This window comes from Streptomyces sp. NPDC001450 (genome assembly GCF_053597295.1).
This window is the reverse complement of sequence record NZ_JBSFHY010000005.1, coordinates 154599-178616: the sequence shown is the minus strand read 5'-3', so window position 1 is coordinate 178616 and position 24018 is coordinate 154599. Positions and strand designations below refer to the sequence as shown.

General features: G+C 70.7%; 21 protein-coding genes and 2 tRNA genes. 13 read left to right on the top strand and 10 right to left on the bottom strand.

From position 1 onward, the window contains the following. Positions 1-268: 268 nt before the first annotated feature. Complete coding sequence (locus tag ACWC5O_RS07205; protein WP_450580474.1) at positions 269-2083, top strand: putative bifunctional diguanylate cyclase/phosphodiesterase; 1815 nt, start codon at positions 269-271, stop codon at positions 2081-2083. Here the strand turns inward: ACWC5O_RS07205 and ACWC5O_RS07200 are convergent. The 3 genes from ACWC5O_RS07200 to ACWC5O_RS07190 all read right to left on the bottom strand — a co-directional run bounded on the left by ACWC5O_RS07200 (position 2062) and on the right by ACWC5O_RS07190 (position 4814). Next, complete coding sequence (locus ACWC5O_RS07200) at positions 2062-3150, bottom strand: LLM class flavin-dependent oxidoreductase (RefSeq protein WP_450580473.1); 1089 nt, start codon at positions 3148-3150, stop codon at positions 2062-2064. The genes ACWC5O_RS07205 and ACWC5O_RS07200 overlap by 22 nt on opposite strands. A gap of 132 nt (positions 3151-3282) precedes the next feature. Further along, positions 3283-4020, bottom strand: coding sequence for a maleate cis-trans isomerase family protein (locus ACWC5O_RS07195; protein ID WP_450580472.1), 738 nt, complete (start codon positions 4018-4020; stop codon positions 3283-3285). Further along, on the bottom strand, positions 4017-4814 hold the full coding sequence (locus ACWC5O_RS07190) for a maleate cis-trans isomerase family protein (protein WP_450580471.1): 798 nt from the start codon (positions 4812-4814) through the stop codon (positions 4017-4019). Before ACWC5O_RS07190 ends, ACWC5O_RS07195 begins: the two co-directional genes overlap by 4 nt. A gap of 130 nt (positions 4815-4944) precedes the next feature. On the opposite strand from ACWC5O_RS07190, the gene ACWC5O_RS07185 reads away from it, so the two are divergent. Continuing rightward, on the top strand, positions 4945-5898 hold the full coding sequence (locus ACWC5O_RS07185; protein ID WP_450580470.1) for a D-2-hydroxyacid dehydrogenase: 954 nt from the start codon (positions 4945-4947) through the stop codon (positions 5896-5898). Positions 5899-5914: 16 nt separating this feature from the next. Next, entirely contained in the window at positions 5915-7303 is a 1389-nt protein-coding gene (locus tag ACWC5O_RS07180) for an amidase (RefSeq protein WP_450580469.1), read from the top strand. On the opposite strand, the gene ACWC5O_RS07175 is transcribed toward ACWC5O_RS07180, so the two are convergent. After that, complete coding sequence (locus tag ACWC5O_RS07175) at positions 7284-7778, bottom strand: DUF3830 family protein (RefSeq protein ID WP_450580468.1); 495 nt, start codon at positions 7776-7778, stop codon at positions 7284-7286. The two genes, ACWC5O_RS07180 and ACWC5O_RS07175, sit on opposite strands and share 20 nt — an antisense overlap. A gap of 47 nt (positions 7779-7825) precedes the next feature. On the opposite strand from ACWC5O_RS07175, the gene ehuB reads away from it, so the two are divergent. From ehuB to ACWC5O_RS07145, 6 genes are all read left to right on the top strand, one after another. Next, positions 7826-8752 carry an ectoine/hydroxyectoine ABC transporter substrate-binding protein EhuB gene (gene ehuB / locus ACWC5O_RS07170; RefSeq protein WP_450580467.1) on the top strand — a complete coding sequence of 309 codons (927 nt, stop codon included), beginning with the start codon at positions 7826-7828 and terminating at the stop codon, positions 8750-8752. Further along, complete coding sequence (ehuC, locus tag ACWC5O_RS07165) at positions 8749-9471, top strand: ectoine/hydroxyectoine ABC transporter permease subunit EhuC (RefSeq protein ID WP_450580466.1); 723 nt, start codon at positions 8749-8751, stop codon at positions 9469-9471. Before ehuB ends, ehuC begins: the two co-directional genes overlap by 4 nt. Beyond that, positions 9468-10118 (top strand): ectoine/hydroxyectoine ABC transporter permease subunit EhuD, encoded by a 651-nt coding sequence (ehuD, locus tag ACWC5O_RS07160; RefSeq protein ID WP_450580465.1) that lies wholly within the window; start codon positions 9468-9470, stop codon positions 10116-10118. The genes ehuC and ehuD overlap by 4 nt, the downstream gene beginning before the upstream one ends. After that, positions 10108-10890 (top strand): ectoine/hydroxyectoine ABC transporter ATP-binding protein EhuA, encoded by a 783-nt coding sequence (gene ehuA, locus ACWC5O_RS07155; protein WP_450580464.1) that lies wholly within the window; start codon positions 10108-10110, stop codon positions 10888-10890. The genes ehuD and ehuA overlap by 11 nt, the downstream gene beginning before the upstream one ends. Before the next feature lie 213 nt (positions 10891-11103). Further along, positions 11104-11862, top strand: a complete 759-nt coding sequence (locus ACWC5O_RS07150; protein ID WP_450580463.1) for an IclR family transcriptional regulator — start codon at positions 11104-11106, stop codon at positions 11860-11862. Positions 11863-11947: 85 nt separating this feature from the next. Continuing rightward, positions 11948-12021: transfer RNA gene (locus ACWC5O_RS07145), tRNA-Lys, on the top strand. Between the two features lie 56 nt (positions 12022-12077). Here the strand turns inward: ACWC5O_RS07145 and ACWC5O_RS07140 are convergent. The 5 genes from ACWC5O_RS07140 to ACWC5O_RS07120 all read right to left on the bottom strand — a co-directional run bounded on the left by ACWC5O_RS07140 (position 12078) and on the right by ACWC5O_RS07120 (position 17637). Continuing rightward, the gene (locus ACWC5O_RS07140) at positions 12078-13748 is read right to left on the bottom strand and encodes an AMP-binding protein (RefSeq protein ID WP_450580462.1); all 1671 of its coding nucleotides are present in this window, start codon (positions 13746-13748) and stop codon (positions 12078-12080) included. A gap of 40 nt (positions 13749-13788) precedes the next feature. After that, positions 13789-14253: a hypothetical protein gene (locus tag ACWC5O_RS07135; protein ID WP_450580461.1), complete on the bottom strand. Its 465-nt coding sequence runs from the start codon at positions 14251-14253 to the stop codon at positions 13789-13791. A gap of 90 nt (positions 14254-14343) precedes the next feature. Next, positions 14344-14958: a lytic polysaccharide monooxygenase auxiliary activity family 9 protein gene (locus ACWC5O_RS07130; protein WP_450580460.1), complete on the bottom strand. Its 615-nt coding sequence runs from the start codon at positions 14956-14958 to the stop codon at positions 14344-14346. A gap of 148 nt (positions 14959-15106) precedes the next feature. Beyond that, a complete protein-coding gene (locus ACWC5O_RS07125; protein WP_450580459.1) occupies positions 15107-16246 on the bottom strand; it encodes an SPFH domain-containing protein in 1140 nt (379 codons plus the stop codon). A gap of 89 nt (positions 16247-16335) precedes the next feature. After that, complete coding sequence (locus tag ACWC5O_RS07120) at positions 16336-17637, bottom strand: peptidoglycan-binding protein (RefSeq protein ID WP_450580458.1); 1302 nt, start codon at positions 17635-17637, stop codon at positions 16336-16338. A gap of 185 nt (positions 17638-17822) precedes the next feature. Here ACWC5O_RS07120 and ACWC5O_RS07115 point away from each other — a divergent pair. The 4 genes from ACWC5O_RS07115 (at position 17823) to ACWC5O_RS07100 (ending at position 22984) form a co-directional block, all read left to right on the top strand. Next, positions 17823-17896: transfer RNA gene (locus ACWC5O_RS07115), tRNA-Lys, on the top strand. Positions 17897-17962: 66 nt separating this feature from the next. Further along, positions 17963-18685 (top strand): FadR/GntR family transcriptional regulator, encoded by a 723-nt coding sequence (locus ACWC5O_RS07110; protein ID WP_450580457.1) that lies wholly within the window; start codon positions 17963-17965, stop codon positions 18683-18685. A 307-nt stretch (positions 18686-18992) separates the two neighbouring features. Beyond that, positions 18993-21050 carry a glycosyltransferase family 2 protein gene (locus ACWC5O_RS07105; RefSeq protein WP_450580456.1) on the top strand — a complete coding sequence of 686 codons (2058 nt, stop codon included), beginning with the start codon at positions 18993-18995 and terminating at the stop codon, positions 21048-21050. Continuing rightward, positions 21047-22984: a galactose oxidase-like domain-containing protein gene (locus tag ACWC5O_RS07100; protein WP_450580455.1), complete on the top strand. Its 1938-nt coding sequence runs from the start codon at positions 21047-21049 to the stop codon at positions 22982-22984. The genes ACWC5O_RS07105 and ACWC5O_RS07100 overlap by 4 nt, the downstream gene beginning before the upstream one ends. On the opposite strand, the gene ACWC5O_RS07095 is transcribed toward ACWC5O_RS07100, so the two are convergent. Further along, positions 22985-24004 carry a glycoside hydrolase family 6 protein gene (locus tag ACWC5O_RS07095; RefSeq protein ID WP_450580454.1) on the bottom strand — a complete coding sequence of 340 codons (1020 nt, stop codon included), beginning with the start codon at positions 24002-24004 and terminating at the stop codon, positions 22985-22987. Positions 24005-24018 lie beyond the last annotated feature (14 nt).

Sequence of the window (24018 nt, the reverse complement as noted above, 5' to 3'; positions counted from 1 at the left end):
GCATTCGTCCTGTTTGCCTGAACCAGAAGGGTGAGTACGCTCGTTTGGGCTCCGGCGTGCGTTGACGGCCGACACCCCGAAACACTCACGGAACGTCACAACTGGTCGGGGGCCTGAAGAACCCGTCCAGGTGCGGGCAGAAACGATCTGTCAGAACCTGTGGTCTGTCCGGGACACTGGAGAGTGGCTGGAAGGCCTCGGGGCCAGCCTCTATGATCGGCACACTTTCCGGCACGGACAGGGATCGAGTGCACTGCGGGAGCGAGCGGTGAGCGGAACGTCCGAAGGGCCGACGCCCGCGGCAGACCTCGACCGGTCAGCCGTCACAGACAGTGATCACAGTACCTATCGCCGTGTCTTCGCGGCGGCCCCGCTCGCCATGGCCGTCGTCGATCGCGAAGGTCTCGTCGTCAGCGCCAACGCCGCCTTCGGCGACCTGCTAGGCGCCGACCCGGACGGGCTGACCGGACGGGTCGCCGCCGATGTGGTGGACCTGGCCTCGGACGCCCGTACCTGGCACGCCTACCGCGAGGTCCTGCGCGGTCGGCAGGCCAGGCTGCGCTGCACCCGTCGGGTGAAGCACCCCGAGGGGCACTCGGTGTGGGTGCAGGTCACCGTCGCCCCGCTGCCCGGCGGCGAGCCCGGCGTCCTCGTGTCGGTCGCCGACATCGGCGCCCGCCGCGAACTCCAGGCCAGGCTGCGGCACCTGCAGATGCACGACCCGGTGACCCGGCTGCCCAACCGCACCCTGTTCTTCGAGCGTCTGACGGCCGCGCTGGAGGCGGAGTCGTACGAGCAGAGCGGCACCGGCCGGATCGGCCTGTGCTACCTGGACCTGGACGGCTTCAAGGCCGTCAACGACACCCTCGGCCACCGCGTCGGCGACCGGCTGCTCGCGGCCGTCGCCGAGCGGCTGACCCAAGTCGCCGACGAGACCGGGTACGCCCGCGCCGGCACCCCCCTGGTGGCCCGGCTCGGCGGCGACGAATTCGCCCTGCTGGTCGAGGACTCCACCGGCACCGAGCAGCTCGCCGATCTCGCCGAGTCCGCGCTGAAGGCCCTGGAGGCACCCTTCGACCTGGCCGGACAGCGGCTGTCGCTGACCGCGTCCATCGGGGTCGTGGAACGGCACGCGGCCGGTACGACCGCCACGGGCCTGATGCAGGCGGCCGACACGACGCTGTACTGGGCGAAGGCGGACGGCAAGGCCCGCTGGACCCTGTTCGACCCCGAGCGCAACGCGCACCTGGTGACCCGCCAGGCCCTCTCCTCCGCCCTCCGCCCGGCCATCGAGCGCGGTGAGTTCGCCCTCGAGTACCAGCCGTTGGTGGGCATGGAGGACGGCCGGCTGAGCGGGGTCGAGGCGTTGGTCCGCTGGAATCATCCTCAGTTCGGCACGCTGGCGCCGAATCGGTTCATCGGACTGGCCGAGGAGGACGGTTCGATCGTGCAGCTCGGCCGCTGGGCCCTGGAGACCGCCTGCCGGCAGGCCCGCCGCTGGCAGCTGGACCACCCCGGCGAGCCGCCCATCTTCGTCAGCGTGAACGTCGCCGTACGCCAGGTGTGGGACTCCGACCTGGTGGCGGACGTGGCCCGGACCCTCGCCGAGACCGGGCTCGCCCCGCACCTGCTACAGCTGGAGCTGACCGAGTCGGCCGTGATGGGCTCGGCGGGCCGCCCGCTCCAGGCCCTGCAGGCCCTCAGCGACATGGGCGTCCGCATCGCCATCGACGACTTCGGCACCGGCTACTCGAACCTGGCCTATCTGAGCCGGCTGCCGGTGTCGGTGCTGAAGCTGGACGGCTCCTTCGTGCGCGGCTTCCAGTACGAGGGCGACAAGAGCACGGTGGCCGTGCCGCCCAACCCGGCCGACGAGGTGATCGTGGAGGCGATGATCCAGCTGGCCCACCGCCTCGGCCTGACGGTCACCGCGGAGTGCGTGGAGACCTCGGCGCAGGCCACGCGGCTGCGCCGGATCGGCTGCGACACCGGGCAGGGCTGGCTCTACTCCCGTCCGGTGCCGCCGGATCGTATCTCCGAGCTGCTGGGCGAGCAGGAGGCCTACGCGGTGGGCAAGCCGTAGGCGTCGGCGATCAGTTCGTAGGAGCGCAGCCGCAGCTCGCCGCGGTGGGCGTGCGAGGTGAGCATCAACTCGTCGGCGCCCGTGCGCTTGTGCAGGTCGTCCAGGCCGGAGCGGACCTCGTCCGCCGTGCCGTGCACGATGTTGCCGGTCCAGGAGGCGACGAAGTCCTCCTCCATGGGGCTGAGCTCGTGCTTCTCTGCGTCGGCCGGGTCGGGGAACAGGCCCGGGCGGCCTGTGCGCAGCCGGAGCATGTTCAGCGCGGCCGCCCGCACCTGCCGGCCGGCCTCCCGCTCGTCGTCCGTGGCGAGGGCGGAGACACCGATCAGGGCGTACGGCTCGGCCAGCACCTCGGAGGGCCGGAAGGTCTGCCGGTACAGGTCGAGGGCCGGGATGGTGTTCTGCGCGGAGAAGTGGTGCGCGAAGGCGAAGGGCAGACCGAGGAGACCGGCGAGGCGGGCGCTGAAGCCCGAGGAGCCGAGCAGCCAGACGGGCGGCCGGTGCGGGGACTGGACACCGCCGGGGCTGCTGCCCTGCACCGGGCCCGGAATCGCGTGGATCCGCCGGTAGGGATGCCCGTCCGGGAAGTCGTCGTCCAGGAAACGGGTGAGTTCGGCCAGCTGCTGCGGGAAGTCGTCGGCGCCCTCGTTGAGCGTGTCCGTACGGCGGAGCGCGGCCGCGGTGGCACCGTCCGTGCCGGGCGCCCGCCCGAGCCCCAGGTCGATCCGCCCCGGCGCCATCGCCTCCAGCGTGCCGAACTGCTCGGCGATCACCAGGGGCGCGTGGTTGGGCAGCATGACGCCGCCCGAGCCGAGCCGGATGCGGTCGGTGTGGGCGGCGAGGTGGGCGAGGATCACGGCGGGCGAGGAGGAGGCGACGCCGGGCATGGAGTGGTGCTCGGCCACCCAGTACCGGTGGAAGCCGCGCGACTCGGCGAACCGGGACAGCTCCACGCTGGTGCGCAGCGCGTCGGTGGCGGTACTGCCCGCGCCGACGGTCACCAGGTCCAGTACGGAGAGGGGGACGGGGGCGGTCCCGTGCGTCGTGCCCCGGATCTCGTCTGCCGACACGGTGTGAGCCTCCTGTTTTGGCCGTGAGCTGTCCTGCCCGGGCCTAACAGGAGGCGGTCCCCGCTTATTCCGGCCGAGACGGTGGGCGGGCGGGAATCGGGGTCCAGGGGCGGAGCCCCGGTGCCCGCCCGGTCAGACCTGCACGAGCGGCTCGCGGGTGAACAACTTCCCGAGGCGCGGCGCGTTCACCCGGCGGTCGGCCAGCCTCAGCCCCTCCCACACCGACACCTGGTTGGCCGTGAGCACCGGTTTGGACAGCGCCTTCTCCAGCAACGGCAGATGCGCGGCCGTGTGCAACGCCGTGTCCGGCAGCAGCACGGCCTCCGCGCCGGAGGCGTCCGCGTCCGCCGCCCGCGCCAGCGTCAGCACCTCCTCCTTCCCCCACGTCCCGACCTCCGCCGCCGTCACGATCCCGGACGACCGCACCGCGACCACCTCGAGCCCTCCGGCCCGCAGGAAGTCCGCGAACAGCGCGGCGACCTCCTCCGGGTAGGTCGCGCCCACGGCGACCCGTCGTACCCCCAGCTCCCGGGCCGCGTGCACGAAGGCGAAGGACGTCGAGGAGGCCGGCATCCCGGCCAGCCGGGCCAGCGCCCGCACCTGTTCCTGGGCGCCCTCCCAGCCGTACACGAAGCTGCCGCTGGTGCACGCCCACACCACCGTCTCGGCGCCGGTCAGCCGCAGCTCCGCCACGCCGGCGGCGAGCCGCTGCTCCGAGCCCATCTCGCGCAGCGCGTCCACCCGGTGCGCGTCCACGCCGATGTCGGTGTGGACCAGGTCGACCCGGATGTCGCCGCCCAGCAGCTGCTCGATGCGTGGATAGTCGTCCTCGCCGGAGTGGCCCGGGTAGAGGAGTCCGAGTGCAGTCATGACGGCCCTTCTTGGTGTTCCTGCGTTTCTTCCGGCAGTACGGGCCATTCCCGCGCGGCCTCGTCCAGCAGCGCCTGATAGGGCCCCACGGCTCGGGTACCCAGCCGGCGCAGCGCCGCCCACATCGTGACCTGGTTGGCCGACAGCACGGGGATGCGCAGCTCGGCCTCCAGCTGCGGGATGACGTCGTACGTCGGAAGGTTGGTGCAGGAGATGAAGAGCGCGTCGGCGGCGCCGGGGCGGATCGCGGCGCGGGCCATGGCGACCACGTCCCGGTACGGCACCTGCCAGATGTGCCGGGTCAGCCCCATGAAGGCGCAGCCGGTCACCCGTACGCCGGCCTCGGCGACGTACTCCTGAAGGGCCCGGGTGACGGACACCGTGTACGGGGTGACGAGGGCGACCCGGCGTACCCGCAGCTCCGTCAGGGCCTCCAGCAGGGCGCCCGAGGTGGTGACGGCGGGCAGGGTGCCGCCGGCCCCGCTCATCTGCGCGCACATCGCCCGTTCGCCCGCGATCCCGCCGACGAAGCTGCCGGAGGTGCAGGCGTAGGCGACGACCTCGGGGGCGACGGCGGTCAGCGCGCGCACCGCCTCGCCGAGGGTCTGGTGCTCGCTGACCAGCCGGGCCAGGTCCAGGCTCACCTCGACCGGCACGAACGGGGTCCTGGTCAGATGCAGCGACACCTCGTCGGGCACCCAGCGCCACAGCTCGCGGTCGAGGGCGAAGTCGAAGGGGGCCACCACACCGACACCGCGCTGGGGGCGGGGGCCGCCGAGAAAGGAGATGTCCATGGCAAGACACCCGCCTCACGCTGGGAGGACACGAGGGGCAACGGTCGGTGGGGCCGCCCGTGTTGACGAAGGTAGGTTCCGGTGCGAGCGTGGTCAATCCGCGCATGTCAGACGCCCGGAGCGGCCCCGAATGACGCTGACCCTGCCCACTGTCCTCGTCCTGGACGCCGACCCGCCACCGCGGCTCGGCCGCCTCACCGGCCGTGCCCGGGTCGTGCGCACCGACGCGGCCCATCTCGCCGAGCGGCTGCCGGAGGCGGACGTGCTGCTGGTGTGGGACTTCACCTCGCACGCCGTACGGGAGGCCTGGCCCGGGGCGGGGCCTCGGCCGCGCTGGGTGCACACGGCGAGCGCGGGTGTGGACCACCTGATGTGCCCGGAGCTCGCCGCCTCCGAGACGGTGGTGACCAACGCGCGCGGGATCTTCGACCAGCCGATCGCCGAGTACGTGGCCGCCCTGGTGCTGGCGGTCGCCAAGGACCTGCCGCGCACGCTGGAGCTGCAGCGGGAGCGGACCTGGCGGCACCGGGAGACCCGGCGGGTGGCGGGCACACGCGCGTGCGTGGTCGGCTCCGGGCCGATCGGCCGGGCGATCGCGCACACGCTGAAGGCCCTGGACGTGACGACGGCGCTGGTCGGGCGGGTCCCGCGCACCGGCATCCACGGCCCGGGCGACCTGGACCGGCTGATCTCCCGCGCGGACTGGGTGATCGCCGCCGCACCGCTGACCGAGCAGACGCACGGCATGTTCGACGCCCGCCGGTTCGGCATGATGCAGCCCTCGGCGGTCTTCGTGAACGTCGGCCGCGGGCAGCTGGTCGACGAGGACGCGCTCGCCGAGGCGCTGCGGCGGCGCTGGATCGCGGGCGCCGCCCTGGACGTGTTCGCCACCGAACCCCTGCCCGGGGACAGCCCGTTGTGGGGGCTGCCGGGGCTGATCGTCTCCCCCCACATGAGCGGCGACACGGTCGGGTGGCGAGATGAACTCGGCATCCAGTTCGTGGAGTTGTACGAGCGGTGGGCGGCGGGCAGATCCCTGGTGAACGTGGTCGACAAGAAGCGCGGCTACGTCCCCGGTCACTGAACCACCAGGAGGGTGCATGCAGCTCACCGACCTGACCGCCGTACAACTCCTCGACGGCTACCGCAAGGGCGAGTTCACTCCCGTGGAGGCGACCGAACAGGCCCTGCAGCGGGCGCGGCGGATCCAGCCGGAGGTGAACGCGTTCGTGCGCCTCACCGAGGAGGACGCGCTCGCGCGGGCGCGGGAGTCGGCGGAGCGCTGGCGGCGCGGCCAGCCGGCCGGGCTGCTGGACGGGGTGCCGGTGACGGTGAAGGACATCCTGCTGCTGCGTGGCCACCCCACGCTGCGCGGCTCGAAGACCGTGTCCGAGCAGGGCCATTGGGACGAGGACGCGCCCTCGGTCGCCCGGCTGCGCGAGCACGGCGCGGTCTTCCTCGGCAAGACCACGACGCCCGAGTTCGGCTGGAAGGGCGTCACCGACTCCCCGCTGACCGGCGTGACCCGCAATCCGTACGACCCCTCGCGTACCGCGGGCGGCTCCAGCGGCGGCAGCGCGGCGGCCGTCGCGCTCGGCGCGGCCCCGCTGTCGCTGGGCACGGACGGGGGCGGCAGCATCCGTATCCCGGCCGCGTTCTGCGGGATCTTCGGCCTGAAGCCGACGTACGGCAGGGTGCCCCTGTACCCGGCGAGCGCGTTCGGCACGCTGTCGCACGTCGGCCCGATGACCCGGGACGCGGCGGACGCGGCACTGATGCTGGACGTCATCGCCGCCCCCGACGCCCGCGACTGGTCGGCGCTGGCCCCGCCGCCGGAGTCGTTCACCGCGGGCCTGGACCGGGGCGTGCGCGGGCTGCGGGTGGCCTACTCGCCCTCCCTGGGCGGGCAGGTGGCCGTCCGCCCGGCGGTCGCGGCGGCCGTACGGCGGGCGGTGGCCGGACTCGCGGACCTCGGCGCGTACGTCGAGGAGACCGACCCGGACTTCAGCGACCCGGTGGACGCCTTCCACACCCTGTGGTTCAGCGGCGCGGCCCGGCTCACCCAGAGCTTCTCGCCGCGCCGGCGGCAGCTGCTCGACCCCGGCCTGCGCGAGATCTGCGCCCAGGGCGCCCGGTACAGCGCGCTGGACTATCTGGCCGCGGTGGACGTCCGCATGGACCTCGGCCGCCGGATGGGCCGCTTCCACGAGCGGTACGACCTGCTGGTCACACCCACCCTGCCCATCACGGCGTTCGAGGCGGACGAGGAGGTGCCCGGGAAGTCCGGCCTGCGGCGCTGGACCGGCTGGACGCCCTTCACGTACCCCTTCAACCTCACCCAGCAGCCCGCGGCGACGGTCCCCGTGGGCACCGACGGCGACGGACTGCCGGTCGGGATGCAGATCGTCGCGGCCCGGCACCGGGACGACCTGGTGCTACGGGCCTCGCACGCCCTCTACGAGGAGGGGCTCACACTCTCCGGAAACTGAGCGTCTCCCCCGCCGCCCCGCTGCGCCACAGGTCGTTGCAGGCCTCGGCCATCGGCTCCAGACCGGCCACGACCTGGCCCCAGACGATCCCGGGCACCCAGCCCACGTCCCCGTTGAGCAGCAGGTTGTTGCGCTCGTAGAACAGGGCCAGGTCGACCACGGTGGCGTCGGGGCGGACCTCGCGGTCGTAGCCGTAGGCCTTCGTGCCCAGTTCGGTGCCGGTGAAGGAGAAGTAGCAGAGGTCGCCGGGGATCGGGGTGACCGTCGGGTTCTCCAGTGGGGGTTCCGTGGAGGCGAAGGGCGGAAAGAGGGCGTAGATCTCGTTGCGCGCGTACTTGGCGTGGAAGACGTCCCCCGCGAGCGGCAGTGCCTCCCACACTGCCGCGCAGGTCAGGGGCGCGCGGTCGTCCAGCAGTCGTGCCGTGCAGTGCACTTCCCGCTTCTCGAGCGAGACGGTGACGAATCGGTCGGCCATGAAATACAGGGTGCATAGGACGGATGCGCTTGGGTAGCCGCGCCGCCATGGCTCCACCACTTGGGAACGACGTACACACGATCCGGTCGGAACACAGACACAGCAGACGCTCGGTGCTCGCGGGGGCCGCGGCGCTGGGTGCGGTGGGCGCACTGGGTGCCGCGGGCTGTACGCGGGTGGCCTCGGCGTCCGGTGTGAAGGGCGGCGACCTGCTCGACCGGCTGCGCGCGCAGGGGGTCGTACGGCTCGGGATCGCCGGTGAGATCCCCTTCGGGTACATCGACACGAACGGCCGTCTCACCGGGGAGGCGCCCGAGCTGGCGAAGGTGATCTTCAAGCGGCTCGGGGTGGACCGGGTGCAGCCCGTGCCGACCGAGTTCGGCTCGCTCATACCCGGCCTGAACTCCCAGCAGTTCGACGTCGTGGCCGCCGGGATGTACGTCAATCCCGAGCGCTGCGAGCAGGTGATCTTCGCGGATCCGGACTACCGGATGCTGGACTCCTTCATCGTCCGCAAGGGCAATCCGAAGGGGCTGCACTCCTACAAGGACGTGGTGGCGAAGAAGGCGAAGTTCGCCACCGGGACCGGGTACGCCGAGATCCAGTACGCGGTGGAGGCCGGGTACAAGGAGAGCGACATCCTGATCGTCCCGGACCAGGTCGCCGGGCTCAACGCCGTCGAGGCCGGGCGCGTGGACGTCTTCGCCGGTACGGCGCTGACCACGCGCGAGGTGGTGAAGAAGTCCGCCAAGGCGGAGGCCACCGAGCCGTTCGCACCGCTGGTCAAGGGCAAACCGCACGTCGACGGCGGCGCGTTCGCGTTCCGGCCCACCGAGACGAAGCTGCGCGACGCCTTCAACGCCGAGCTGCACAGGCTGAAGCGGAGCGGGGAACTGTTCGGGATCCTTCGGCCCTTCGGCTTCACCAAGGCCGAGCTGACGGACCTCACCGCGAAGGAGCTGTGCGGCGGATGACCTCGGGGCTCTGGGAACTCGTACTGAAAGGCGTCTGGACCACCGTCCAGCTGCTGGTGTTCAGCACGCTGCTGGCCGGCGCGGTGTCCTTCGCCGTCGGTGTCGCGCGCACCCACCGGCTGTGGGTCGTGCGCTTCCTCGCCGGCTTCTACACCGAGGTGTTCCGCGGCACCTCGGCACTGGTGATGATCTTCTGGGTGTTCTTCGTGCTGCCGGTCGCCTTCGGCTGGCAGCTGGTGCCGCTGTGGGCGGGCACGCTGGCGCTCGGGCTGACGTACGGCGCGTACGGCTCGGAGATCGTGCGCGGCGCGCTGAACGCGGTCGACCCGGCGCAGCGGGAAGGCGGGATCGCGCTCGGTTTCACGCCCTGGCAGCGGTTGCGGCTGGTCCTGCTGCCGCAGGCGGTGCCGGAGATGATCCCCTCCTTCTGCAACCTGCTGATCGAGCTGCTCAAGGGCACCGCGCTGGTGTCGGTCATGGGCATGGGCGATCTGACGTTCAGCGCCAACCTGGTGCGGCTGGCATTGCAGCAGAGCGCGGAGATCTACACGTACGTGCTGCTGATCTACTTCGCGATCGCCTTCGTGCTGACCCGGCTGATGCGCTCTCTGGAGAAACGGCTGAAGGCCGGGGTCGGCAAGGAGACCGGCACGTTCTCGGCGGCGCGTGAGCTGAAGCGCGCACAGACCACCGGTGTCGGCGGGGGTGGGATCGGATGAAGTGGGACTGGAACGCCGTACGTGACTTCATGCCGCACTTCTGGGACGGGCTGCTGGTCACCCTGGAGGCCCTGGCCCTCGGCTCGCTGCTGTCCTTCACCCTCGGCCTGGTGTGGGCGCTGCTGATGCGGACGCCGAGCCGGTTCGTGCGCTGGCCGGTCGGGGTGGTCACGGAGTTCGTGCGCAACACCCCGCTGCTGGTGCAGCTGTTCTTCCTGTTCTACGTGCTGCCCGAGTGGGGCCTGACGTTCTCGGCGCTGGCCACCGGCGTCTTCGCGATCGGCCTGCACTACTCGACGTACACGATGCAGGTCTACCGGGCCGGTATCGAGGCGGTGCCCGTCGGCCAGTGGGAGGCGGCGACGGCGCTGAACCTGCCCCGGAGCCGGACCTGGACCGCGGTGATCCTGCCCCAGGCGATCCGCCGGGTGGTCCCCGCCCTCGGCAACTACGTGATCGCCATGCTCAAGGACACGCCGATGCTGATGGTGATCACCGTGCTGGAGATGCTCGGGCGGGCCCGGCTCTTCTCCCAGCAGCACTTCCAGTTCACCGAGCCCCTGACCGTGATCGGGGTGGCCTTCGTCCTCATCTCCTACCTGGCCTCCCTTCTTCTGCGAGCCCTGGAGCGACGCCTTGTCCGTTGAGACCCGTAAACAGACCGCCGTCACCGACACGCATCCGACCGAGCTGGTCCGCCTGGAGGGGGTGACCAAGCGGTTCGGGGACAACACGGTCCTCGACGGCCTCGACCTCTCCGTGGACGCGGGCCGGCACGTGACCCTGATCGGTCCCTCCGGCTCCGGCAAGACGACGATCCTCCGGCTGCTGATGACCCTCACCAAGCCGGACGAGGGCACGATCACGGTCGACGGCGAGCGGCTGTTCCCGGCGCCGGAGAAGCAGGTCCGTGAGGTCCGCAAGAAGATCGGGATGGTGTTCCAGCAGTTCAACCTGTTCCCGAACATGTCCGTGCTGCGGAACATCACCGAGGCGCCGGTGCAGGTGCTCGGCATGTCCCGGGACGAAGCCGAGGAGCGGGCGCGGGAGCTGCTGGACCTGGTGGGGCTGGCCGACAAGTGCGACGCACGGCCCACCCGGCTCTCCGGCGGCCAGCAGCAGCGGGTGGCGATCGCCCGGGCGCTGGCGATGCGGCCGCGGGTGCTGCTGCTGGACGAGGTGACGTCTGCGCTCGACCCGGAGCTGGTCGCGGGCGTCCTCGACCTGCTCCGGGACATCGCCCGCACCACCGACATCACGATGCTCTGTGTGACTCACGAGATGGGTTTCGCCCGGGACATCTCCGACCAGGTACTGATGTTCGACGCCGGACGGGTGATCGAGTCGGGCCCGCCGGAGAAGATCTTCAGCGATCCGGAGCGGGACCGGACCCGGGAATTCCTCAGCGCGGTCCTGTGACTACGGGGTGTGAAGACGGGAAGAGCCGAGGTCCGGGCGCTGGGTGATGACTTTGGCATATGCCAGAGGGTCTGCGTCGCAGTTGGGAGAGGGGCGCGGGCACCACAATCTCGCCAACGCCCTCTCCCCAACGGCCCTTTGCCCGTTATCGTGGTAGCGATCCGCCGACCGGACTTAGCGGCCACAGACAGGCGAGCGCAGGGGGAAAACACCGTGGCGCTGATGCACGAGCCGACCGCCCCGTACCACTCCGCCCAGGACGCGCTGCGCGTGCTGGAGTCCGTGGCCCGTCACCCCGCCGGCGTCACCGACACCGAGCTGGCCCGCCACACCGGCCTGCTCCCCGAGCGACTGACCGCGCTGCTGCGCATGCTGCGCCGCGAGGGCTACGTCGAGCAGATCGCCGACGGCGCGTACGTCACCGGTGAGACCCTGCGCCGCCTCACCTCGACGCACGACCACGAGCGGGCCCTGCGCGAGAAACTCCAGCACACCCTGGACCGGCTGCGGGACTCCGTCGGCGCGGCCGTCTACATGAGCCGGTACGTGGACGGCGAGGTCAGGGTCACCCAGTACGCCGCCGGGCCGGCCACCCCGGCGGTCAACGAGTGGGTCGACTTCCGCTACTCGGCGCACGCCACCGCCGCCGGCAAGAGCCTGCTGACCCAGCTGGACCACAACGCCCGCCGCGACCACCTCTCCCGGCACAAGATGGCCCGCCTCACCTCGCGCACCATCACCAGCGACAAGCTGCTGCTGTCCCGCCTGGAGTCCCAGCCGCCGACGGTGCCGATCCTGGACCTCCAGGAGTACGCGATCGGCACGGTCTGCGCGGCCGTCCCGATCACCGCGGGCTCCTCGGTCGGCTGCCTGGCCCTGTCCCTCCCGGTGGAGCACGCACACCGGCTCCGCCAGGCCGCGGACACCCTCAACCGGAACGCGGCTCCGGTACTGCTCTCGCTCGCGATCTAGGTGGTCACGAGCACACCTGAGGACCAGGTAGTATTTTCTTCGTCGCCGGCCGCAGGAGGAAAAGTCCGCGGAGGGCGAGAGTCATGCGCCGCTAGCTCAGTTGGTTAGAGCAGCTGACTCTTAATCAGCGGGTCCGGGGTTCGAGTCCCTGGCGGCGCACAATGAAGATGGCGAGCCACGTCCGCAGATAGCGCGGACCTGGCTCGCCGTCTCTGTTATTGCGCGGCTACGCCGCGCGTCGTGGGGGCTCCGCCACCCACACCCCCCACTGACGGGCCCTTCGCGGAAGCGAGGGGCCCCTCGACGTCTTCCGCGGTCAGTCTCCGGTACGCGTCCTCCCCGGGCGGCCGCCACCACACCGGGTCGGCACACCGGAACCCCTCGCGCCGCAGCCTCGCCCGCTCGATCTTGTTGGTGGCCGTCACGGGCATCCGCTCCACCACCCGCACGAACCGGGGCGCCATCTTCGTCCCGAGGTCGGGCTGGTCCCGCAGGAACGCCGCGAAGGACCAGGGGTCGAACCGGCCGGCGACGGTCGCCATCACCTGGTCCCCGGTGACCGGATCCGGCACCCCGTACACGGCCACCGCCACCGCTTCCTCGTACCGGGCGACGATGTTCTCGATCATCGCGGCGGCCAGATTCTCCCCGTCGACCCGGATGCGGTCGTCCGTGCGACCGGCGAAGTACAGGTATCCCCCGGCATCCCGGTAGAAGAGATCCCCGGTCCAGTAGGCCCCACCCCGCCGCCGCTCGGCTTCGGCGGCCGGATTGCGCCAGTACCCCTCGAAGGGACTGGGCCCCTGATTCACCAGCTCCCCGATGGCCTCGTCACCGTTGAGGAGCTGCCCGGCGGCATCGAATTCGGCCACCGGACACTGCAGCCCCGTATCCGGATCGAGCACCGCAAGACCGGGCCCCGCCGGCCCCACCGCCCCCGCCGGGGTCCCAGGCGCCCACTGGATGGCCGCCCCGCCCTCCGACGAACCGTATCCCTCCACCAGTCGCACCCCGAACCGCCGCTCGAACGCCGCCGCGTCCACCGCCCCGGCCTCCGTCCCGAAGCCCGTCCGCAGCGGGTTGTCCCGGTCGTCGGGCCGCGCCTCGGTGGCGAGGATGTACTGGATCGCCCGACCGACATAGGTGAAGTACGTCGCCCGGTAGCGCCGTACGTCCGCCAGGAACCCGGACGCCGAGAACCGCCGCCGCAGCGCCACCCCGGCCCCGGCGGCCAGCGCGGGCGCCCAGTCCGCGATCACCGCGTTGCCGTGGAACATCGGCATGCAGACGTAGTGCACGTCGTCCGCACGGACCCCGAACTGTCCGGCCAGCGCATGCCCCGCCGCGGCCAGCCGCCCCTGGGAACAGATCGCGGCCTTGGGTGCGCCGGTGGAGCCGGAGGTGAAGTAGAGCAGCATCCGGTCGGAGGGGGCGGCCCGGGCGGGGTCGGGTACGGCGCCGGCGTACGGGGCGAGGAGGGCGTCGTAGGCGTCGTCGTCGGTGACGAGGACGCGCACGCCCGGCAGCTCCAGCCCCGCCAGCAACGGCAGCTGCGCCCGCTCGGTGACGAGCACCGGGCAGTCGGTGTGCCGGATGTCCCGGGCCAGCTCGGTACCCCGGCGGGTGGGGTTGATCCCGGCGACGGCGGCCCCGGCGAGCGCCGCCGCCCCGAGCCACAGCGGGAACTCCTCGGTGTTGTCGAGCAGCACGCCGACGTGCGGGACGGCACTCGGTGGCAGCAGATCGGCGAGCAGCGCGGCCCGGGCGGCCGCCCCCGCGGCAACGTCGTGATGGGTCAGCATCCGCTCCTCGCACCACAGCCCCGGCCGGTGATCCCCCCACCGTGCCGCGACCAGCTCGGCCACCGTGCGCATCGTGGACTTCATGGCGAGGCACGGTAACTGACGTGCCATCAGATGTGGAGGGTCAGAACCCGCCCATGTCGTCGTTCACGAAGACGTCGGTGTACGTGACCATGAAGCCGACGCAGAACACGACCACGACGCCGAGGAAGGCGAGGATGCCGAGGGTGGCCGCCGCCTGCCTGACCTGCCCGGGCTCGTGGGCCGTGGCGGCCACCGTGGGGCCGTCCTTGTAGTAGACGGTGACGAGGTCACCCTCCAGGCGGGTCGCCGGGCCGTTCTCCTCCTCGAAGCGGATCTCGCGGCCGTCGGGGGTCGTGAACTCGTAGACGTGGTGGATCGTCGTGCTCACCGAGGTGTCGTTGGCGCCGCCGCGGGTCGTCGTGAACATCCGCAGGCACCGGCCCTGTGCGGTGAGCCCGCTGTTCCAGGCGCCGCGAATCTGCAGCCAGCGGCGCACCACGCGGTAGGCCATGAAGAGGGCCACGGCCATGATCAGGCAGGGCACGAGGTAGAACAGCACGTCCATGGGATCCCCCGGTCTCGGGTACCGTCCTACCCGTCGGTAGGCGTGCCAGGACGGTACCCGCGGAATCCGCCGGACGGACTCAAGTAATGCTCAGAACGTGACGTCCGAACAGGCGTAGAACGCGTTGCCCGTGTCGGCGATCGTCCACACCGCGAGGATGACGTGGTGACCGCTCAGCCCGGTGGGCAGCGTGCCGCTGTGGCTGAGGGTGGCCGGCGGGCGCTGGCCGTTGTACGGCACCGTCAGGAACGGGGTGGTGTTGAGGTCCGACCGGGCCAGGGCGTGGTTCTGGTTCCAGCCCTGCTTGGTGACGTAGTACTTGAAGTCCGTCGTGGCGTGCATGGCGGTGAACTGCCACCGGAAGGTGTACGACTGACCGCCGGTCACCTTCGTGGTGGGCCAGGCCGCGCCGGACGGCGCCCTCGGCGAGCTGAGCTGGGCGAAGCGGCTCACGCCGCCGTTGCAGATCTGGCCGTCGGCGGGTCCGGCGGCCGGGAAGCCCTTGGGGCCCTCGACGCTCTGCGGCTCCCACTGGATGTCGCCGCAGTCCGTCACGGTGCCGTTCTGGCAGAGCTTCTGCCTGCTGATGGGGAGGTCGGTGTAGCCGTGCCCGCTGGCGCCGCCGGTGGAGAGCGCGAAGGCTCCGGCGGTCACCACACCCAGCACGACTGCGGATAGCGCAGAAAATCTGGTCTTCGTACGCATGCTGCCGCTCCTGGAGAACGTGGGGGAGGTTCACTGAGCTGAGCTGAGCTGAGCCGTACAGTAGGTCTAGACCAAGCCCCAGATTATTGCCGCCACTTGAACATGTCCATACCAATCGCGTCGGCGCTCCCGAGCCGCTGCCCGACCGTCACATCGGCTCCCTGCGGCCCGAGCAGAACGCCACCGTCAGGTCCCGGACGAGCACCTTGCGCTCGTAGTCGTCCAGTTCGACCAGACCGCGCATGGTCAGCCGGGTCACCGTGTCCTCCACCGAGTCCACGACCGAGTTGAGCATGGTGGCCCGCTGCCGGGCGTCCAGCGCGGCGATGGTGCGCCGGTGCATCGCGGCGGCGACCTCGGGCGCGTACTCCACCCGGAGCGGCTGCACCGAGAACACCTCCAGGCCGATCGGCCCCGCATCCGCCGCCACCAGCCGGGTCAGCGCCTCCCCCGCCACGGCCACCCCGCCCCGCGCCGAGCCCGGCAGGTCCACCGGCACCCGGGCGAGCGCCGCCTCCACGCACTCCTGCAGATAGGTCTCGTGGTCGTCGATGCCGAGCACGGCCCGCGCGGTGTCCCGCACCCGCCACACCACCAGGACGACCACCCGCAGCGCCATCCCGTTGGCGTCCGCCGCCGGCATCGCCTCGCTGCGCCAGTGCCGCAGCCGTACGTTCACCCGGCGGCGCACCAGCAGCGGGTTCACCCAGAGCAGGCCGGTGCGCCGTACCGTCCCCCGGTACCGGCCGAACAGCCCGAGCAGCCGGGCCTGTCCGGTCCGGCCGCGGGCGAGCCCGCCGAAGCCGAGCACGCCGAGCGCACCGGCCCCGGCGTACGCCGCCCACTGCGCGGGCCCGAGACCCGTGCCCGTGCCGGCCGGCAGGCGCAGCGCCCCCGCCGTGAGCGGCGGCAGCACGCCCGCCCACCACGAGGTGGCCAGGCACCCCGCGATGCCGCCCGCCCCGGCCAGCACCCCGGCCAGACCGGGCAGCACCCGCGCCGGACGCTCCACCAGCTCCGGGTCGACCTGCGGCACCGTCCGGCTGCGGGCCGGGGCCGGGCCCCTCAGCCGGGGCTGCTCACCGGTGGCCTGCCGGCGGCCCACGACGGCGGGCTTGAGCGGCACCGGCACCGGCTCGGGCTCGTCACGGAAGAGCAGGTGGACGGGGATCTCGGTGGTCACCTCGTTCTGGATCAACCGGGCCGGACGGGTGGTCCTGCCCCCGGTGCCCACCGTGCCCTCCGGCTGCTCTCCGGACTCGGACGTGTGTGACGTGGTCGTACTCATGCGTGCCTCCAGCCTCCGCGCCAGATGCGTCATGACAGTGAGAAGTGAGAGTGAGATCAGGGGGACTGCTGAGAGCCCCGCGGCGCCGCCTACGCGAACAGGCGGCGCCAGGTCTCCGGGCCCGGGTAGCCGTCCGCCGCGCCGCCCCGCCAGCCCTGGCTGCGCTGGAACGCCTCCACGGCCCGCCGGTCCGCCTCGCCCCAGCTCGGACCGGGCCCGTCGACGTAGAAGCTGCCGAACCCTTTCTTCACCAGTTGCTTCCGCAGCCGGGTGACGTACTCGTTCTCCGCGCCCGGACGGAAGAGGTTCCGGCCGGGATAGCCGGCCACCCCGTGCGAGGCGGGCCGGGCGGACCCGGCGGCTCCGGAGGCGACGTTCTTGCCCTGCCCGGTGACGAGCAGCTCCCAGGTACTGGGACCGGGCAGCCCGTCGGCGTCCTCGCCCGTCCAGCCCTGGGCCAGCTGGAACGCCCGGGTCGCCCGCCGGTCCGCCTCGCCCCAGGCCGGGCCCGGGCCCTCGGGGTAGAAGGAGCCGGCGCCGCGGGCCACGAGCAGCCGGCCGAACTGGGTGACGTACTTGTTGTGCGCGCCGCCGCCGAAGAACCCGGCACCCGGGAAGGGCGCCGGCTTCTTGCTGTCGGCGGCCTGCTGGACGCCCGCGGTGCCGGCGGTCAAGCCCTTGTAGCGGTAGGGGACGTACTTGTCGGCGTGCGTCCAGTAGGGGTACGGGGTGGGCTGGCTGCGGGCGTGCGGGGGTGTCTGCTCGTAGACCAGGTAGTTGGTGTGCGTGTGGTCCGTCCAGCCGCCGAAGAGCACGACGTGGGAGCCCTTCTCGGGGTTGTCCGGGTTGTGGAAGAGGAGCATGTCGCCGGGCTGCAGCTCCTCCTTGGTGATCTTCACCCCGAACTGGTCGAGGCTGCCGGTCCACTCGTTGGAGCCCAGGCCCCAGGCCATGGAGACATAACCCGAGCAGTCCTGCCGGTAACCGTCGGACCAGTAGTCGTCCATGCTGTACGGCACCTCGGCGTCGACCCAGGTCTTGGCCCGGTTGATGATCTTGGTCCGGGTGGTGGCGGGGGTCGGGACGAGCGGGGGCTCGACCGGTTTGCCGGCCGGGCCGTGCAGCGGGGCCCGGGGGCCCTGCGGGGTCTCGGGCCCGTCGTCCGCCGCGGGGGCGCCGGGGCGGGGCTGGGCGTGGGGAGTGGCGAGAGCGACGGCCGGCGGGGTGGCACCGAGGGTGGCGGACGCGGCGGCGGCCACGACCACCACCCCTCGGGCGGCCGGGTGGCCGCCGAAGCGGCCGGGCGGGCGGGGGCTCACCCGATGGCGGGCGCAGCCGGGGCAGCCGCAGTCGCTCGCGGGGTCGATTTCCTCGAACGCCGGAGCGGTCATGCGATCTGCCTCACATTCGGGGTTGATTTGTCCGAGGATGTGCACGTTGATCAGTTTCACAACTGTCGTCGGAGCGCGCATGTTGACGGTCCGAATGATGTACAGACCGATATGACCGCTCTCCGGGACACCCGGGGGTGGTCGGGAGCACCCCTCCAGGTCAGGTAGAGTTCTCTCGTCAGCAGGCGCCGCTAGCTCAGTTGGTTAGAGCAGCTGACTCTTAATCAGCGGGTCCGGGGTTCGAGTCCCTGGCGGCGCACAGACGAAGAAGGTCCCCCGTGCGAACGGGGGACCTTCTTGCTGTTTGGCCGGATACCCTCTGGCCATGGCAGCGCGTGACCTCCAGGAGCGGATCAAGAAGCTCATCATCGACCGGCGGCTGCCCTCGGGTGCCCCGCTGCCGACCGAGCCCGAGCTGATGGAGTTCCTCGGGGCGAGCCGGAACTCGGTGCGGGAGGCGCTGAAGGCGCTGCAGGCGATGGGGATCGTGGAGATCCGGCACGGCTTCGGGACCTATGTGGGCCCGATGTCGCTCGCCCCGATGATCGAGGGGCTCGCCTTCCGTACCGTCGCCGGGCACTACCGGGGCGAGGACTCCCTGCTCCAGCTGCTGGAGCTGCGCGAGGCGGTCGAGACGGGGCTGGTCTCACGGCTGGCCGGGCGGCTGCCGGAGACGGACCTCGTTGAACTGGAGGCCCTCGTGAACCGTATGGAACAGGAGGCCGCCGAGGGCTGCGGCCTCGCCGAGACCGACCGCGCGTTTCACGCCACCCTCTACCGGGGGCTGGACAACGTGCTGCTGAGCGAGGTGCTGGAGGCGTTCTGGGACGCGTTCCACCGGGTCCAGCGGGATCTGGTGGACGTACCGCAGGACCCGCGGGTCACCTGCCGTCAGCACCGGGAGATCCTCGACGCGGTCCGGTCCGGCGATTCCATACGGGCGGAGGGGGCCATAAGAGATCACTTCGGCAACATCCGCGCCCGCCTCTCCCCCACCGGCGCACCCGAGCCTCCCGAGCCCCACCCGCGCCACAATCAACGGGTTTGACCGGTAAACACCGCGTTTCGCGTCTTGCGATCATGCTGAGCACCGTAGAACCCTGGTTGTTCATGAAGCCGCGGATTCGCGGCTGTTGGGGGGAAAGCGGTTGCGTGCCGGCGAGGAGGGGGCCTCGCTCATGAACCGGTGCCGAGGGGGGCATCATGCAACCGGAAGGTCGCAGTCCCGTGTCTATAGGGTGAGCAAGACGTGGTGACGGTGACTCACCACTGAACCGCCCGTGACGGCCGAGGGGGCCCCGACCGGGCGAAGGACCGACGAACACGCGGTGAACTGCGTGTGGGGGGAATGACTCATGACGTCGACGCCGACGGGCGCCCGGCAGAGCCACGATCAGGACAACGATCCGTCACAGACCACCCAGCTCCGTGCGATAGGACACCGGACCGGCCAGTTCCGCCGTATAAAGAAGAGCCTGCCGAGATACGACTACGAGCACTACAGCCGGCTGGCAGGTCCCCTCACCCAGCCCGACCCGGGCAAGCCCTACAAGGTGCAGTACCGTTCGCTGCTCTCCCAGGAGCCGCACCGCATACGAGCCGCGCTCATGCTGGGCGCCGCCCCGGTGCTCTCCCTGGTCCTGCTGTTCTGGCTGCTGCAGCCCGAGCACTGGACCGAACGGGACTACCCGGCCTACGACTTCCTGCCGGCGCTCGACATCGTCATGCTCGTCTCGATCGGTCTGATCGAGTTCTTCCGTTGCATGAACGTGCTGTCCAACGCGCACGCCACGCTCGTCGCCCGGGACCCGGTCCCGGTCGTGCCGGAGACCGGCACCCGGGTCGCCTTCCTCACCTCCTTCGTGCCCGGCAAGGAGCCGCTGGAAATGGTGACCAGGACCCTGGAGGCCGCGGTCAAGCTGCGCCACCGGGGCCTGATGCACGTGTGGCTGCTGGACGAGGGGGACGACCCGGCCGTCAAGGAGGTCTGCGCCCGGCTCGGCGTCCACCACTTCTCCCGCAAGGGCGTCGCCCGGTGGAACCAGCCCAAGGGCCCGCACCGCGCCAAGACCAAGCACGGCAACTACAACGCCTGGCTGGAGGCACACGGCGACGAGTACGACTTCTTCGCCTCCGTCGACACCGACCACGTGCCGCTGCCCAACTACCTGGAACGGATGCTCGGTTACTTCCGCGACCCGGACGTCGGCTTCGTCATCGGCCCGCAGGTCTACGGCAACTACGACACGTTCGTCACCAAGGCCGCCGAGTCGCAGCAGTTCCTCTTCCACGCCCTGATCCAGCGCGCCGGCAACCGCTACGGCGCCCCGATGTTCGTGGGCACCTCGAACGCCGTGCGGATCAGCGCGATCAAGCAGATCGGCGGCCTGTACGACTCGATCACCGAGGACATGGCCACCGGGTTCGAGATGCACCGCGCCAAGAACCCGGCCACGGGCCGGAAGTGGAGGTCGGTCTACACCCCGGACGTCCTCGCCGTCGGTGAGGGCCCGAACGCCTGGACGGACTTCTTCACCCAGCAGATGCGCTGGTCCCGGGGGACGTACGAGACGATCCTCAAGCAGTACTGGAAGGGCTTCTACTCGCTGCCGCCCGGCAAGCTCTTCAACTACACGATGATGATCATCTTCTACCCGATGTCCGCCCTCAACTGGATCCTGGCGGCGCTGAGTTGCGCGCTGTTCCTGGGCCTGGGCGCCTCGGGTGTGAACATCGACCCGACCGTGTGGCTGATGCTGTACGGCAACGCCTCCGCGCTCCAGATCGGCCTGTACATCTGGAACCGCCGCCACAACGTCTCCCCGCACGAGCCGGAGGGCTCCGGCGGTGTCGCGGGCATGGTGATGTCGGCGCTGTCCGCGCCGATCTACGCCCGTTCGCTGATGGACGCGGTGCTGCGCCGCAAGAGCAAGTTCGTGGTGACCCCGAAGGGCGATTCGGCCAGCCCGGACACGCTGTTCGGGACCTTCCGGATCCACTGGTTCTTCATCCTGGTCTTCGGTGGTTCGCTCGCCGCGGGCTTCGTGTTCGGGCACTCCCACCCGGCGATGATCACGTGGGCGGTCTTCGCCATGCTGATCACCGCCTCGCCGATCTTCGTCTGGCGGCACGCGCTGCGTCAGGAGAAGAAGAAGCCCCGGCAGGCGGCGGAGGCGGCCTCGGGTGCGGGTGCGGCTGCCGGGGTGGCCGCACCCGGGCCGGCGGTGGCGGAGCCGCAGGACGCGGTGCCCGCGCAGTACGCGGCCCACGCGCAGCGCGCCCACACCTCGCACACCCCGCAGCAGCGGCCCAGTTGGGCCGCCGCCCCCCGGGGACCGGGCGGGGACCCCGCAGGGGACAACGACCAGAGCATGCAGATCGCGCTTGGCGGACATGGGGGAAGTAAGGAATGAAGGACCAGGCCGGCCGCCGTCGTGCCCGTCGACTCGCGATAGGCACGGCGGTGGTACTCGCGCTGGCCGGGATGAACGGGCCGTGGCTGTACCGCTTCGGAACCGAGCAGTACCACCAGTACAAGATCAACAAGCCCGAGTACAAGGCCGCGAACGGCCACTGGGACATCGTCGAGTTCCCCGAGGAGTACCGCCAGGACACCATCCACGCGGCACTCCTGCACACCGGCAAGGTGCTGCTGGTCGCCGGCTCGGGCAACAACCAGGACAACTTCGACAAGAAGAAGTTCGACACCCGCATCTGGGACCCGGTCAAGGGCACCATCAAGAAGGTGCCGACGCCCGCCGACCTGTTCTGCACCGGCCACACCCAGCTGGCCAACGGCAACCTGCTGATCGCGGGCGGGACGAAGCGTTACGAGAAGCTCAAGGGTGACGTCACCAAGGCCGGGGGCCTGATGGTCGTGCACAACGAGAACCCCGACAAGCCGATGACGCTGCCCGCGGGCACCAAGTTCACCGGCAAGGAGAACGGCAAGACCTTCGTCTCCAAGGACCCGGTGCTCGTACCGCGCGCGAAGAAGGTCTTCGACCCGCGGACCGGCGCGTTCCTGCGCAACGACCCCGGGCTCGGCCGTATCTACGTCGAGGCGCAGCGCAGCGGCACCAAGTACGAGACCGGCACCCAGGACAACTACCGGATCCAGGGCCTGACCGGCGCCGACGCGCGCAACACGTACGGCATCGCGCAGAAGCTCGCCCTCGACAAGAAGGACTTCCAGGGCATCCGCGACGCCTACGAGTTCGATCCGGTCGCCGAGCGGTACATCAAGGTCGACCCGATGAACGAGGCCCGCTGGTACCCGACGCTCACGACCCTGTCGGACGGGAAGATCCTCAGCGTCTCCGGTCTCGACGACATCGGTCAGCTGGTCCCGGGGAAGAACGAGGTCTTCGACCCCAAGACCAAGAAGTGGACGTACACGCAGAAGATCCGGCAGTTCCCGACGTACCCGGCGCTGTTCCTGATGCAGAACGGGAAGATCTTCTACTCGGGTTCCAACGCGGGGTACGGCCCGGACAACGTGGGCCGTGTGCCCGGGGTCTGGGACGTCGACACCAACAAGTTCACCAAGTTGCCCGGGCTCAGCGACCCCAACATGATGGAGACGTCCGGGACGGTGCTGCTGCCTCCGGCCCAGGACGAGAAGTTCATGGTGATCGGTGGGGGCGGGGTCGGTGAGTCCAAGCTGTCCAGCAAGAAGACGCGGCTCATCGACCTGAAGGCGAAGAACCCGCACTTCGTCGACGGGCCCGAGCTGGAGAAGGGCACCAGGTATCCGCAGTCCTCGATCCTGCCCGACGACACCGTGCTCGTGTCGGAGGGTTCGGAGGACTACCGGGGGCGCGGCGACTCCAACATCCATCAGGCTCGGCTGTACCACCCGGACAGCAACAGCTTCACCCAGGTCGCCGATCCGCTGGTCGGGCGCAACTACCACTCCGGGTCGATCCTGCTGCCGGACGGGCGGGTGATGTTCTTCGGTTCCGACTCGCTGTACGCGGACAAGGCGAACACCAAGCCGGGGAAGTTCGAACAGCGCATCGAGATCTACACGCCGCCCTATCTGTACCGGGACTCACGGCCGTCGTTGAGCGGAGGGCCGCGGACGATCGCCCGGGGTGCTTCGGGGACGTTCACCTCGAAGCACGCCTCGAGCATCAGGAAGGTGCGGCTGATCCGGCCGAGCGCCTCGACCCACGTGACGGACGTGGATCAGCGGTCGATCGCTCTCGGTTTCAGGACGAACGGCGACAAGATCACGGTCACCGTGCCGAAGAACCGGAATCTGGTGCAGTCGGGCTGGTACATGATGTTCGTGGACGACGACCAGGGGACGCCGTCCAAGGCGCAGTGGGTCAAGGTGCCGTAGCTACTTGCTGTTCCTGGCCAGGGCGAGTGCGTAACTCGCCCACCACTGGCCCGCCTTCGGGCCGCCCTTGCAGGTGCCGTCCGACTCTCCTGGACGCTTGACCCACAGGTAGGCGTCCACGAGAGGGTCGGACGTCTTCGTCGTCGGGGTCTTGCCCAGGGCCCGGCCGGGCGGGTTGCACCACTTCTGGGCCGGATCGCCCGCCGTGTAGGGGCCGTTGCCGTTGCGGCTGGTGTCGACGACGAAGTGCTTGCCGCCCACCTTGGCGGAGAGCTGCTTGCCGTAGGCGATGGAGTCCTCGGTGGAGTAGAAGTTGGAGACGTTGACGGCGAAGCCGTCGGCCTGGTCGATGCCGGCCTGCTGGAGGGGCTGGAAGATCTGGTCGGGGTGGCCCCAGCCGGCGTTGCCGGCGTCCAGGTAGACCTTGGTGTTCTTCAGGGACTTGAGCTTGGCGACGGCGCCCTTGAGGAGGTCGTAGCGCTCCTCGTGGAACTCGTCCGGGGTGCAGCCGTCGACGAGGTGGAGCACGGCGTCGGGTTCGAGGATGACGGTGGCGGGGCGGTCCCCGATGCCCCGGGCGACACCGTCGACCCAGGCGCGGTAGGCGTTGCCGTCGGCCGCGCCGCCCCGGGAGTACTGGCCGCAGTCGCGGTGCGGGATGTCGTACAGGACGAGCAGGGCCCTGCGGTCGGACTTCTCGGCGGCCTCGGTGAAGCCGCGGGCCTCCCGCTCCGGATTCTCCGGGCCGATCCACTCCCCCACCGGCTGCTCGGCGATCTTGCGGATCTGCGCGGCCTCGGTCTTCTTGCCTGCCTTCTCGTAGGCGGCGAGTTGGCGGGCCGCGGTGCCGTCCGGGTTCACCCAGAACGGGTCGGCGGACTTGGGCTGTTGAGTGATCCCGGCGCCGGCCGCCTTGTCCCCGTCCGGGGAGGAGCACCCGGCGAGCAGCAGTGCCGCCCCCAGCACCGCCGCGGACGCCCGTGCCCGCGCCGAAGAGCGGGCCCCCCTGGTGTCGTACATGCGATTCCCCCCTG

What these genes read in the sequence shown, in the direction of transcription:
- ACWC5O_RS07195 (WP_450580472.1), bottom strand. Translation starts at nt 4,020, where the DNA reads ATGACTGCACTCGGACTCCTCTACCCGGGCCACTCCGGCGAGGACGAC.
- ACWC5O_RS07190 (WP_450580471.1), bottom strand. Translation starts at nt 4,814, where the DNA reads ATGGACATCTCCTTTCTCGGCGGCCCCCGCCCCCAGCGCGGTGTCGGT.
- ACWC5O_RS07185 (WP_450580470.1), top strand. Translation starts at nt 4,945, where the DNA reads ATGACGCTGACCCTGCCCACTGTCCTCGTCCTGGACGCCGACCCGCCA.
- ACWC5O_RS07180 (WP_450580469.1), top strand. Translation starts at nt 5,915, where the DNA reads ATGCAGCTCACCGACCTGACCGCCGTACAACTCCTCGACGGCTACCGC.
- ACWC5O_RS07175 (WP_450580468.1), bottom strand. Translation starts at nt 7,778, where the DNA reads ATGGCCGACCGATTCGTCACCGTCTCGCTCGAGAAGCGGGAAGTGCAC.
- ehuB (WP_450580467.1), top strand. Translation starts at nt 7,826, where the DNA reads ATGGCTCCACCACTTGGGAACGACGTACACACGATCCGGTCGGAACAC.
- ehuC (WP_450580466.1), top strand. Translation starts at nt 8,749, where the DNA reads ATGACCTCGGGGCTCTGGGAACTCGTACTGAAAGGCGTCTGGACCACC.
- ehuD (WP_450580465.1), top strand. Translation starts at nt 9,468, where the DNA reads ATGAAGTGGGACTGGAACGCCGTACGTGACTTCATGCCGCACTTCTGG.
- ACWC5O_RS07140 (WP_450580462.1), bottom strand. Translation starts at nt 13,748, where the DNA reads ATGAAGTCCACGATGCGCACGGTGGCCGAGCTGGTCGCGGCACGGTGG.
- ACWC5O_RS07135 (WP_450580461.1), bottom strand. Translation starts at nt 14,253, where the DNA reads ATGGACGTGCTGTTCTACCTCGTGCCCTGCCTGATCATGGCCGTGGCC.
- ACWC5O_RS07130 (WP_450580460.1), bottom strand. Translation starts at nt 14,958, where the DNA reads ATGCGTACGAAGACCAGATTTTCTGCGCTATCCGCAGTCGTGCTGGGT.
- ACWC5O_RS07125 (WP_450580459.1), bottom strand. Translation starts at nt 16,246, where the DNA reads ATGAGTACGACCACGTCACACACGTCCGAGTCCGGAGAGCAGCCGGAG.
- ACWC5O_RS07120 (WP_450580458.1), bottom strand. Translation starts at nt 17,637, where the DNA reads ATGACCGCTCCGGCGTTCGAGGAAATCGACCCCGCGAGCGACTGCGGC.
- ACWC5O_RS07110 (WP_450580457.1), top strand. Translation starts at nt 17,963, where the DNA reads ATGGCAGCGCGTGACCTCCAGGAGCGGATCAAGAAGCTCATCATCGAC.
- ACWC5O_RS07105 (WP_450580456.1), top strand. Translation starts at nt 18,993, where the DNA reads ATGACGTCGACGCCGACGGGCGCCCGGCAGAGCCACGATCAGGACAAC.
- ACWC5O_RS07100 (WP_450580455.1), top strand. Translation starts at nt 21,047, where the DNA reads ATGAAGGACCAGGCCGGCCGCCGTCGTGCCCGTCGACTCGCGATAGGC.
- ACWC5O_RS07095 (WP_450580454.1), bottom strand. Translation starts at nt 24,004, where the DNA reads ATGTACGACACCAGGGGGGCCCGCTCTTCGGCGCGGGCACGGGCGTCC.